Here is a 12,908-nt window from a genome sequence, read left to right on the forward strand (position 1 = left end):
GGTAATCATTAAATGAAAATAATATTTTCTTTTCAGCGTTTTGTCGTATATTTGGGTGTAGTTGTCGTTTTTGTTGTGAATATTGGAATGGCTTATGCACAAGGTGTGAGCGATCAACATTTAGATTCAGCTAGAAAAGCTATAAGTGCCATTCACGCAACGGATCAGTTTGATAGTTTTTTACCAAATGCGGTAGAAGATCTTAAAACTGTACTGATGAGGGATGATCCAAACTTGGCAGCGGATATTTCTGATATTGTTGATAAGCAGGCGCTTGCTTTAATTAAAAGGCGCTCTGATCTAGAAAAAGAGATTGCTCATGTATATGCAAAATATTTTACTCAAAAAGAACTTGATGCAATAACAACATTTTATAATTCTGATACCGGTAAAAAGTTTTTGACAGAAGTTCCCAATATCGCACGTGATTCTTACTCAGCATTTGATATATGGCGTACTGCTTTTATGCAGGATCTTGTAGAAAATGTGAGAAAAGAGATGTCTGAAACACTTAATTTTAATAATTCTACGATGCCTACAAATGTGCCTATAAAATCAGAATCTTCAGGAAATAAAAAATAGCTTGATTGATATCATGACAACCAATGGGCAATTATCTGATTTTTAAAATAGCGGCGGTTTTCCCGCCGTTTTAAATATTTTAATGAGAATAAGTCTTTTTAGAATACTGCTTTATAAAAAAGGCTTCTTCAAAAGAAAAAAAGACTTTCATTTGATAATAAAAGATCTTAGCCTACTCTTGCAGATGTATAAGAAGGAATAATTCGTGGGCTCTTTTGACTTTGATTTATTTGTTATTGGAAGTGGTTCTGGTGGAGTGCGTGCAGCACGGCTTGCTGGAGGTCTTGGCAAGCGGGTCGCTATAGCAGAGGAATATCGTATAGGGGGCACTTGTGTTATTCGTGGTTGCGTTCCCAAAAAACTTTATGTTTATGCATCACAATATGTAAAAGAATTTAAGAAAAGTGTTGGTTTTGGGTGGGAATATGCGGATCCAATTTTTAGCTGGGAAAAGTTGGTTGCAGCTAAAAATAAAGAAATATCAAGGTTAGAAGGGTTGTATCGTAAGGGATTAGAAAATAACAATGTGCATATTTATGAAAGTCGTGCTACTTTTATAGATGATCACACATTAGAGCTTTCTGCCACGGGTGAGCGGGTAAGTGCAGAAAAAATTTTGATTGCAACAGGGGCAAAACTTGCACCAAATACGTCCATAGAAGGTGGTGAATTTTGCCTTACTTCTAATGAGATTTTTGACCTTAATCAACTCCCAAAATCAATAGTGATTGTTGGGGGAGGGTATATTGGTGTTGAATTTGCTAATATTTTTCATGAATTAGGTGTAAAAACAACACTCCTTCATCGTGGTGATTTAATCCTTCGTAATTTTGATCATGATTTGCGGCAATTGCTCAGCGATGCAATGATTGAAAAAGGGATTTCTATTCTCTATGGCATAACAATTTCTAAAGTGCAGGCTGCAGAAAATTGTTATGAAGTTGTTTTATCAAATGGGAAAATAATCAGAGCCGATCAGATTATGTTGGCTACGGGGCGTGTACCAAATACAATGGGTTTAAGACTTGAGCGGGCAGGTGTTAAGGTGAATGAATTTGGTGCAGTTGTTGTTGATGAGAAAATGACAACAAATATCCCCCATATTTGGGCTGTTGGTGATGTAACAGGTCATATTCAATTAACACCCGTTGCGATTCATGATGCAATGTGTTTTGTTAAGACAGCATTTGAGAATATTCCAACAACACCTGATTATGATTTAATTACAACAGCAGTTTTTTCACAGCCAGAGATTGGAACGGTTGGTCTTTCAGAAGAGGAGGCGGTAAAGCATTATAAGCGTCTTGAAATTTATCGTACAGTTTTTCGTCCTATGCGTAATGTTCTTTCTGGTAGTTCAGAGAAAATGCTTATGAAACTCATTGTTGATGGTGAAAGCCGTATTGTTGTGGGCGCTCATATTTTAGGGGAAAACGCTGGTGAGATGGCACAGCTTATTGGGATAGCTCTCAAAGGAAAGCTGACGAAGGATATCTTTGATGAAACGATGGCAGTGCATCCAACGATGGCAGAAGAATTGGTAACGATGTATAAACCAAGTTATATATATGAAAATGGGAAGAAAATAGAAAGTTAAACAGCATATATTGCGGTAAAAAGCTTTTGATATGCTAATCTGTAAGATTAATCTTTAGAGAGAGTGTAATGATAAAAGAATGGGCACCTGACTCTTGGAGAACAAGGCCAATTAAACAAGTTCCGACTTATCCGGATAAGTCTATGTTAGAAGATGTTGAACGAAAACTGAGAAGTTACCCTCCTTTAGTTTTTGCCGGTGAAGCACGTGATTTAAAAAATGAATTAGCAGCTGTTGCAAAAGGACAAGCTTTTTTATTGCAAGGTGGTGATTGTGCCGAAAGCTTTGCAGAACATGAAGCTGATAATATTCGTGATTTTTTTCGTGTATTTTTGCAAATGGCGATTGTTTTGACCTTTGGTAGTTCTAAACCAGTTGTTAAAATTGGTCGTATTGCTGGTCAATTTGCAAAGCCTCGCTCTTCTGATATTGAAAGAAAAGAGGGAGTTGAATTTCCTGCTTATCGTGGGGATATTATTAATGGCATTGAATTTGAAGCAGGTTCTCGTATTCCAGATCCGCAACGGATGTCTATGGCTTATCGCCAATCTGCGGCAACACTTAATCTATTGCGTGCTTTTTCACAAGGCGGCTATGCTAATTTAGAAAATGTTCACACATGGATGTTGAGTTTTGTTTCTAACAGTCCGCAGGGAGAACGTTATGAATTATTGGCAGAGCGTATTTCTGAAGCAATTGATTTTATGCGTTCTATAGGGATTACATCCAAAACACATTCTTCATTGCGTGAAACATCTTTTTATACCAGTCATGAAGCACTGTTGCTTGGTTATGAAGAGGCTTTGACTCGGATTGATTCAACTTCAGGAAATTGGTATGCAACATCTGGTCATATGTTATGGATTGGTGACCGTACGCGTCAGATTGACCATGCTCACGTTGAATATTGTCGCGGCATTAAGAATCCTATAGGATTAAAATGTGGTCCTTCCATTGAGTCTGATGAGCTTTTAAAATTAATTGATATTTTAAATCCTGAAAACGAGCTGGGGCGGCTTACTCTCATTACGCGCTTTGGTTATGATAAAGTTGAAAGTTATCTGCCTAAACTCATCCGTGCCGTTGAACGCGAGAAGCGTGCGGTTATATGGTCATGTGATCCAATGCATGGCAATACAATTACTGCCAATGGTTATAAGACGCGTCCCTTTGATTATGTTTTAAAAGAAGTAGAGAATTTTTTTGCAGTGCATCGTGGAGAGGGAACTTATCCAGGAGGCATTCATATTGAGATGACAGGTCGTGATGTTACTGAATGTACAGGAGGGGCGCATGCCATTTCTGTGGACGATTTATCTGATCGTTATCATACGCAATGTGATCCACGGTTAAATGCAGATCAAGCGTTAGAATTGGCTTTTCTTGTTGCTGAACTCCTTAAAAAAAATCGCGTGACTGACTCGTTAGCAATTGCTGCTGGGGGGTAGGCAAAAATTTGCCTAATATTTTTTAGATCATTATGGCAGAAGAGAATTTTAAAAAATGATATTTCCGATGATGAAGAATAAAGTTGTGGTTACTAAACTGATGAAATGATACAAAGGCTTATGAAAAATGATTTTCGGGTATCAATTGCTCAATTAAATCCTATTGTCGGTGATATTGAGGGGAATTTTTCTTTAGCTGTCATGGCGCATCAAAAGGCCAAAGAAGAGGGGGCTGATCTTGTTTTATTCACAGAACTTTTTATAAGCGCTTATCCGCCGGAAGATCTTGTTCTAAAACCTGCTTTTACAAAAACATGTGAAGAGACTGTTGAGAAATTAGCAAAGATAACCGTAGGCGGACCAGGAATTGTCATTGGACTTCCATTAAGACGCAATGGCAATATTTACAACGGTGTCATGCTTCTTGATGAAGGGAGAGTCATTGCCGAAAGTTTGAAGTTTGATTTACCTAATTATGCTGAATTTGATGAAAAGCGTTTATTTTCTTCAGGCCCACGACCTAAGCCTCTTATCTATCGTGGGGTAGGACTAGGAATAGTGATTTGTGAAGATATTTGGAATGATTCTTCACTTTGTGCGGAGCTTGGTAATAAAGGAGCGGAAATTATTCTTGTCCTTAACGGATCTCCCTACTATCGTAATAAAACCTTAAAACGTATAGATGTTGTTCATACGCAAGCCCTACGATCTGGGGTGCCAATTATTTATGCTAATCAAGTTGGTGGTCAAGATGAGCTCGTTTTTGATGGCGGGTCTTTTGCCTTGAATGGACAAGGCAAAAAGATATTTCAAATGAAACACTTTGATAGCCATATTGCTTTAAGCCATTGGCAAAAAACAACGACGGGATGGCACTGTATTTCAGGTCCTAAAGAAAGTCTTCTCAATGGATTAGTGGCCGATTATCAAGCTTGTGTTTTAGGGTTGAAAGATTACGTTAATAAAAACGGCTTTAAGGATGTTATTCTTGGTCTTTCAGGAGGAATTGATTCAGCCCTGTGTACAGCAATGGCGGTGGATGCTCTTGGTGCTGAGAGGGTTCGCACCATTATGATGCCCTATCATTATACTTCGCAAGAATCATTAAAAGATGCCAAAGAATGTGCTGATCTTTTGGGATGTTGTTATGAAATCATACCGATTGCACAACCTGTTGAGGCTTTTTTAAAGACAATGGCACCTGTTTTTTCAGGGTTATCCTCTGACGTCACAGAAGAAAATCTTCAAAGTCGTATACGCGGTACACTTTTAATGGCGCTTTCAAATAAATTCGGCTCAATGGTGGTAACGACAGGCAATAAGTCAGAAATGGCTGTGGGATATGCAACATTGTATGGGGATATGAATGGCGGGTTTAATCCTCTTAAAGATATTTATAAAATGCAGGTTTATGCATTAGCTGAGTGGCGCAATAAAAATCACTTGCACAATTTGAGAGGACCAGAAGGAATTGTCATTCCATCCAATATTATAGAAAAAGCGCCTTCTGCAGAGCTGCGGGAAAATCAAAAAGATGAAGATTCACTTCCACCTTATCCTATTCTAGATGATATTTTGCAATCTCTTGTAGAAAATGACATGAGTATTGGTGATATTGTTCAACGTGGGTATTCACGGGAAATTGTTGAGAAAATTGAACAGCTTCTTTATAGTGCTGAATATAAAAGGCGACAATCTGCACCCGGTGTAAAAATCAGTTACAAGAATTTCGGACGCGATCGTCGCTATCCTATAGTCAATCATTTTCGCGATAAAAATTGAGTATTATGTTATGGTTAAAGTTCGTTTTGCTCCCTCTCCAACAGGTTATATTCATATTGGCAATATCCGTATTGCGCTTTTCAATTGGCTTTATGCGCAAGCGCATAAAGGAGAATTTATTTTGCGCTATGATGATACAGATGTTGAACGTTCTAAACAAGAATATATTGATGCTATTGCTGTTGATCTTGAATGGTTTGGTATTCAACCAGATTCAATTTATTACCAATCTAAGCGATTTAATCGATATGATGAAGTTGCAGAAATTCTCAAACAACGCGGGCTTCTTTATCCCTGTTATGAGACTGCAGAAGAATTAGAGCGGCGTCGTAAAATCCAGCTTTCACGCAAATTGCCTCCTATTTATAACCGTGCAGCATTAAAATTGACAGCAGAAGAGAAAAAAAACTTTGAATCTCAAGGTCGTAAACCCCATTGGCGTTTTCTTCTTCCTAATTTTGAAAGTGATCCTTTACAAACAAAGCGAACAGAAGTTTGCTGGAATGATGCAATAAAGGGAAAGCAGACGATTGATTTGGCTTCTCTTTCAGATCCTGTTCTTATTCGTGAAGATGGAAGCTATCTTTATACATTGCCGTCTATTGTTGATGATGTAGATATGGCTATTACGCATATTATTCGTGGGGATGATCATATTACAAATACAGGCGCTCAAATTGCTCTTTTTAAAGCTCTTAATGCAGAATTACCGGTTTTTGCTCATACCAATTTATTGGCGACAGTTTTAGGAAAAGGATTTTCAAAACGTAATAATGATCTTTCTATTCGTTCTCTACGGGAAAAAGGATTTGAATCTATAGCTGTTCAATGCCTTGCCGTTTTGATTGGGACATCACAAAATGTACATCCCTATCCCCATCAAGCAGCGCTTTTAGAGCATTTTAATTTACAAGATACATCAAAATCGGTTGCAAAATTTGATATTGCTGATCTTCTTTCTTTGAATAGTCATCTTGTCCATGAACTAAGTTATGAGGACGTTAAAATGCGCCTTAAAAAACTTTCTATTGAGGGAGATAAGGCGGAATATTTCTGGAACGCGATAAGACGCAATATTGATAAAGTCAATGATGCTGTTTTGTGGTGGAAAATCATTCATGATGAACAGAATTTTGATACAGTGGCACTAGAGGATCGTGTATTTGTGCGTCAATCACTCGATTTCTTACCTGAAGGTGCTTTGAATGAGGAAAGTTGGAAAATTTGGACAACAGCATTAAAAGAAAAAACAGGTCGGAAAGGAAAGTTCTTATTTATGCCATTACGTCAAGCACTTACGGGCATGGATCATGGACCTGAAATGGGAAAGCTTTTGCAGCTTTTAGGGCGTGAAAAGGTAATAGAAAGAATCTCTAAGAAATAAGAGAAACTTTTAAAAGGCATCTTTTATTTACTTTATGCTTACAGAGAGTAAAGGACGAGTCTATCTACGCGTCTTTATGAGCATGAATGCAGGAATATCATCACCAAATCCAAGGGGCGTGTAATTCTTATTTTTTCGTGAGCGTTGTTGCTCAGATGGCTTCTCCTTATTATTTGCATTTTTGATATATTCTGTTTTATTCTCTTCTACAGATTTTTTAGTGTGAGCAACAGGCTCTTTTGGAGCAGTTTTCTTTGATGATTTTGAAGATTTTTTCTTTACAACAATATCTTCTGTTTGAGCATCGGCTATTAAAGTTGAAAGATCTCCATTGAGCCATTCAATTTTTTCATTACTCATTTCCTCGATGGCATTGATATATTTTTGATCAGCTTTTGTAACGATTGTAAAGGCTTTTCCGCTGCGATTTGCACGCCCTGTACGACCAATTCGATGGATATAGTCTTCAGCATGTGTCGGAACATCATAGTTAAATACATGACTTACAGCTGGAATATCGAGACCGCGGGCAGCAACATCAGAAGCAACAAGAAGTGTAAGTTTATTATTTTTAAAATCAGCTAGGGTGTTCATGCGCGAATATTGGTCCATATCTCCATGAAGTGCCCCTACATTAAAGTTATGTTTGATGAGCGATCTAAAAAGTTCAGAGATATCTCTCTTTCGATTACAGAAAATGATTGCATTTTGAAGCTCTGCACCTTCATTTTGGATCAGCTCTCGTAAAACCGCTCTTTTATCCCATGATTTATTTCCAGATTTGACAAGCCGTTGTGTAATTGTGGTAGCTGTTGAGGAAGCTTTTGTAACTTCAACAGATACAGGAGAATGTAAAAATTGTTTCGTTAGCTTTGTAATTTCTGGCGCCATTGTTGCAGAAAAGAACAAAGTTTGACGCGTAAAAGGGGTTAGTTTACAGATGCGTTCAATATCAGGAATAAAGCCCATATCCAACATGCGATCAGCTTCATCAATCACAAGGATTTCAACGCCCATCAGGAGCAGTTTACCGCGCTCGCAATGATCAAGAAGGCGCCCTGGTGTTGCTATAAGAACATCAGCTCCCCGTTCAAGTTTGCGATCTTGGAGTTCAAAAGAAACGCCACCAATCAAAAGAGCAACATTTAAACGATGATTTATGCCGTATTTATCGAAATTTTCTTCAACTTGAGCTGCAATTTCTCTTGTTGGTTCTAAGATAAGCGTACGGGGCATGCGTGCTCTTGCACGACCTTTTTCAAGGAGAGTGAGCATAGGCAATACGAAAGAGGCGGTTTTACCTGTTCCCGTTTGGGCGATTCCTAAAACGTCTTTTCTTTGAAGGACATGCGGAATTGTTTCACTTTGAATAGGTGTCGGAGATGTATACCCCGCTGATTTCACCGCATTAATAACCTTTGCGGAAAGACCTAAATCATCAAAACTGTTTAAAGATGGTATCATTTTTTTATCAACTGCTCTGTGATTTTAACTGCGCTATCTAAATGATGATTATAACCAATATTCTACACTCTTTAAAAGTGTTAAGATGTTTTCACAAAAAAACTAACTATAACAATCATATACATATAAAACGCATAATACAATCATTAATAGCGAAATTGTTCTGATAAAATGCGCTCATCCCATGAATGATTTGAGTCAAAAAGGATTGAAGCTGTTACTTCTGTTGCCATTGAAATAGTAACTGAATGGACAGATTTAACTTCAATATTATCTGCAGCAGCGTTTACAGGGCGTTTGTCAGGTTCAAGCATATCAAAGCGCACTGTTACTGTATTGGGAAGCAAAGCTCCATGCCAACGCCGAGGGCGAAAAGGGCTAACGGGAGTGAGGGCCATAAGGGGAGCCATAAGAGGTAAGATAGGTCCTTGTGCTGATAAATTATAGGCGGTTGATCCAGCTGGTGTAGCGACGAGGACACCATCACAACTTAATTGTTCCATTCGTACGTTGTTATCAATGGTGATGCGAATTTTTGCCGCTTGATAAGATTGCCGAAAGAGGGATACTTCATTAATTGCAAGCGCCTCGATAGAATCTTGACATTCAGATTTTGCAATCATGCGCAGGGGATGGATTTCTTTTTTATGTGCGACAGCAATACGATTGGGCAATTTTTTTTCATGAAATTCATTCATAAGAAATCCTACAGAACCTTGATTCATGCCATAAATAGGTTTGCCTGTGTTCATGACATCTCGTACGGTTTGTAACATTGTCCCATCACCACCGATTGCAACAACAATATCAGTTTCTTCCAGAGAAGAATGACCATAAACGGAAATTAATTTATGGGTAGCTTTGATAGCCTCCTCAGTTTCTGCGGAAATAAAATGAAAGCGACTTGGTAATGTAGCCATTTAAAAATTATCCTGATACTTATAATTTATGTTGTAACTTATTTATGAGAGTTTTGAAGTTGTAATAAATGCTCTTTTTATAATAAAAAGAGCATTGAATAAAGAGAAGTTATTTCAAGGTAAAGTATCATTAAAAAGTAAAAGGAATGCGTCGTTAGATAAATCACAAACAAGTAATTTTTTTATTAGAATGATAATTTAGCATTGAAGCTAAGAGTATGATTAGTTAAAAGACCATAACTGATTTTAATAATTAGTGTGGAGCACCCGTAGCTCAGCTGGATAGAGCGCTGCCCTCCGAAGGCAGAGGTCACAGATTCGAATTCTGTCGGGTGCACCAAATTCTTCAACTTCATATTATCCTAAATAACAATATTACCTAAAAAGAAGCCAATTTCCTCTTTTATGAAAATGGTCATTTGAGTTGTTTATTAAGTTTTGTAGCGAATAAGAAAATAATTTCAAGAGAAGTAAAATTTATGGCTGCGTATATAATTTTTCGGTTAGTCATTTTAAATATCAAGATAAAAAAGCAAGATTATCTAAATATGCTTTCAATTTAACTATAAACATTTATAACATAAAAATACATATTAATTCAATATGTTATTGTACAACTGATCTGGCGATGTTGACAGTAGATCGCTAAATATATTGTTTTGAGCATTAAAATAAATAGCTAAATTTGCTTTTATTCTATTTTTGGAGTTAAAGGCTGTTATGGTGATATGGAACGCGGATGAGGAATATCACCAGTTAAAGGAATAATAAGGGGGAAAAAACAACCGTCAAGATTTGAATTGTTTCAAAATGCTGTATTTGATATGGTTATCTGGTAATTTCTCTATACACCAATATTGCCAGTTATGTTGGATGAGGGATTGTTTAGCTTTAATCAACTTTCTTATATACCGAACGCTAATTATGGTGGTTATTTAGTTGGGAGTATGTTCTTTACGTTTGGCAGAATTGGGATTATATCTCTTGCTCCTCGCATACTATCTTGTGCAGCTATAGTAATGAGTGCACTTATTATTTTCATGGCATTAACACTTAGTCCTTTTGATCCGTTTTGTTGCTGGTGAATGATGGTTTTGGGTTCTATGATGGTCATGCAGCATAGCCATAATGGGCGGATTATTTCTTCGCTTTAGGCAGGTGTAGGAGTTGCTATTCTCCTAGGTAATGAATATGTTATTATTAGCTTGAATATGACAACTATATCAAAAAACACCTCCGTTATTTCTTCCATTGCAAATGAAACCGCTCCTGTTAATCAGAAAAAAAACATCCAAAATATGAATAGATCAATTAAATGGATTTCGTGACTGGTCATATATATATATATTATCGCATTCGTGCTTTAAAAGATTTTGGTGATGTAAAAAAGGCGGTCTAGATGCTTTTATTGAAAATGAAAGAGCAATCTCTCTCATAATGGCAATTGCTGGGTTGCTGATAATGCCGTGTTGTAACATCTAGTCGTGTTTATGAAAATACAAGGGGCTATGGCAATACTGCCATTGGTGGCTATGTCTATGGCAATACCCTTATATGTGATAAAACCTATGTGTATTTTGGTGCTCATGTTTATGACAATGCTCATCTTTTTTATAACGGTTGAGTTTATCATTATGCGTGGGTTTATGGGAATGAAAAATTATCCGGTAGTGCACGTATTCATAGCAATGCCGCGGTTTATGATCATGCGGTTGTTAGGAAAGGTTTACGGCAATGCTAGCATGGGGTATCATACTGATGGGTATAGCTCTGTTTATGGCAATGCAAGAATAAAAAGACATAGCGATTTATATTCGGTTCCCATAAATTGTGAGGTTTATGAAAGTGATGATGTTATCAAGATTGATGAACAGAATAAATGACAGACGTGGAGAGTGCTTCTTTGATGGTTATAAACGCATCATAAAAGAAAGCCGTGCCAATTGATATAACGCTGCTTTTAAATAGAGGTACTACAGATCATACAAAAGAAATCAATAATGAATGCATATATACAAAACGTATCATATTGCAAACGCTCTATTCTATTGATTAAAACTGATCAATAGGAACGTAAATGACAGGTATAATATTTAATCACTCATTTGAATTACAGAATCTATAAACACTTTTGTATGGCTATAAAACGTATTAAGAATAACGCTCGCATTTTTGAAGTGGTCATTTGACACAAAGTACATTATCAAAATGTCTCAATGCTTGGTAGGTTCATATCAAGACAATCAAGAGAAAATGCGTATTAAGTGAATATTTGTAACAAAACCCGTTGTTTAAATTTACAAGCATTGGTTTTAAAAGCAGCTTTTCAGAAGACAATAAACAACCGCTTTTTATAAAATCTAAGGCTTTTAAACTGTTATAAAACCTAGGTTTCAAACGTTTTTATAGAGATATCATTTTATGTCTTTAAACGTTCATTTAGTGAGGTTCTCATAAGCGTATTTTCACTTTGCATTTAAACTTAACTTCTCTGCAAATAAGCCGGTCCATATCCATATTTTGGCTGGCAAAATTAACCAGCTCAAATTTGAGCTCGTTAACTTTAGAATAGAGCAGTCTTTAATATTGTCGCTTTTGACTCAAATTTGAGTAAAACACCATGCCTTTGTAATATGATTGCAATCCTTTTGAAATTTATCTACTTATCTTTGTCTTAATAAGTATCCTCAAATTTGAGGGGACGTCATTTGGTTTCGTATTTTTAAACTATAACTTTTAAAACGTTTTTTGCTTGTTTGCCTGCGTTATATCATTAAAAATCTTTTGATTTCTACGACATAACATTATCAATTTCATTACCTGTTGTGATGATAGTATCTATATAATGTCTGCTTATTATTGACTAACTTTTTAGTAAGCGGCGCTTTAAAATCGACTTGTCTTTAAATCCTTTTATGTGCCCTTAATGAATTAAAACCTATTCTATGATAGTTTCAAATGATTATTTCTTTTAAGGTTTAGCTCAAAAAAAGAGTAAACCCCATACCATTCTTTAAACGCATGCAATTTATGTTATCGATAATTTCAAACGACTACGTTTTTAATAATGCGATTTGTGTGTGATAAAAACGTATCATAAAATTTATGAACTGTTATGAATGATAGCTGCGTTTACTTCATTTGAATGTTTACATGCGTTATAACATTTGCATCATGATTTGCTTTTTATGGTCTATCCATACATGGTAATTGTTTATGAAAAATGGTTAATTAAATCACGTATAAAAGTGTAGATTTTAAATGGGATTCATATAAAATAATTGCACACAAACTATTGACTTTATTATATTTTTTTAGGAATAAGATTCCATCTCGTTTAGACGTTGCAAAAGAAATCACCAAAGACCTTATTGATAAGATTCTTCTCTTACACGGCGTTATCACTTTTGTTTGCAAAAATCTGCTTTGCTTTTGACTTTTGATATGGATACAACCTCTTTTGAGGTAGAGCAAAGAATTTTTTAATCATGGAGAGTGCAACAGTGTTCTTCAAAAATCTTGATTGGTTTGTTGAAAAAATTAAAGAGGTAGATAATTATTCAGCATGTTATCAACTACCAGATTGTGAAGTACAAATTCTTTATAATGACGCAATTATCAAAGGTTATCCGTAAGTTGATGTTGGAGTTTCGATTAGTACTGGTATTTTAGCTGCTGCCTATATGGTAATTGATCCCTATCAATTCTCAGCACTTACAAGATCTACAACT

The 12,908-nt window shown here is 36.2% G+C and carries 8 protein-coding genes, 1 tRNA gene and 1 pseudogene; 8 read left to right on the top strand and 2 right to left on the bottom strand.

From position 1 onward, the window contains the following. Positions 1 to 12: 12 nt before the first annotated feature. From ACFINO_RS05915 to gltX, 5 genes are all read left to right on the top strand, one after another. Complete coding sequence (locus ACFINO_RS05915; protein ID WP_375618355.1) at positions 13 to 582, top strand: DUF2059 domain-containing protein; 570 nt, start codon at positions 13 to 15, stop codon at positions 580 to 582. 205 nt (positions 583 to 787) lie between these two features. Beyond that, entirely contained in the window at positions 788 to 2,179 is a 1,392-nt protein-coding gene (gene gor / locus ACFINO_RS05920; protein WP_375643175.1) for a glutathione-disulfide reductase, read from the top strand. Between the two features lie 68 nt (positions 2,180 to 2,247). Further along, on the top strand, positions 2,248 to 3,627 hold the full coding sequence (locus ACFINO_RS05925; protein WP_375618353.1) for a class II 3-deoxy-7-phosphoheptulonate synthase: 1,380 nt from the start codon (positions 2,248 to 2,250) through the stop codon (positions 3,625 to 3,627). Between the two features lie 120 nt (positions 3,628 to 3,747). Next, positions 3,748 to 5,409 carry an NAD+ synthase gene (locus ACFINO_RS05930; RefSeq protein ID WP_375655242.1) on the top strand — a complete coding sequence of 554 codons (1,662 nt, stop codon included), beginning with the start codon at positions 3,748 to 3,750 and terminating at the stop codon, positions 5,407 to 5,409. 10 nt (positions 5,410 to 5,419) lie between these two features. Then, a complete protein-coding gene (gene gltX / locus ACFINO_RS05935) occupies positions 5,420 to 6,793 on the top strand; it encodes a glutamate--tRNA ligase (RefSeq protein ID WP_375643181.1) in 1,374 nt (457 codons plus the stop codon). A 60-nt stretch (positions 6,794 to 6,853) separates the two neighbouring features. Here gltX and ACFINO_RS05940 read toward each other — a convergent pair whose 3' ends face one another. Then, a complete protein-coding gene (locus ACFINO_RS05940) occupies positions 6,854 to 8,257 on the bottom strand; it encodes a DEAD/DEAH box helicase (RefSeq protein WP_375632806.1) in 1,404 nt (467 codons plus the stop codon). Between the two features lie 146 nt (positions 8,258 to 8,403). Continuing rightward, positions 8,404 to 9,177 (bottom strand): NAD kinase, encoded by a 774-nt coding sequence (locus ACFINO_RS05945; protein WP_375632808.1) that lies wholly within the window; start codon positions 9,175 to 9,177, stop codon positions 8,404 to 8,406. A 263-nt stretch (positions 9,178 to 9,440) separates the two neighbouring features. Between ACFINO_RS05945 and ACFINO_RS05950 the strand changes: the two genes are divergently transcribed. The 3 genes and pseudogenes from ACFINO_RS05950 to ACFINO_RS05960 all read left to right on the top strand — a co-directional run bounded on the left by ACFINO_RS05950 (position 9,441) and on the right by ACFINO_RS05960 (position 11,060). Continuing rightward, positions 9,441 to 9,517: transfer RNA gene (locus ACFINO_RS05950), tRNA-Arg, on the top strand. A gap of 526 nt (positions 9,518 to 10,043) precedes the next feature. Further along, positions 10,044 to 10,262 carry a YbfB/YjiJ family MFS transporter gene (locus ACFINO_RS05955; protein ID WP_375632810.1) on the top strand — a complete coding sequence of 73 codons (219 nt, stop codon included), beginning with the start codon at positions 10,044 to 10,046 and terminating at the stop codon, positions 10,260 to 10,262. A 230-nt stretch (positions 10,263 to 10,492) separates the two neighbouring features. Further along, a pseudogene (locus ACFINO_RS05960) lies at positions 10,493 to 11,060 on the top strand (hypothetical protein). The last annotated feature ends 1,848 nt before the right edge of the window (positions 11,061 to 12,908 follow it).

It is taken from the genome of Bartonella sp. AA83SXKL, assembly GCF_042196965.1.
In the GTDB taxonomy this organism is placed as follows: domain Bacteria; phylum Pseudomonadota; class Alphaproteobacteria; order Rhizobiales; family Rhizobiaceae; genus Bartonella.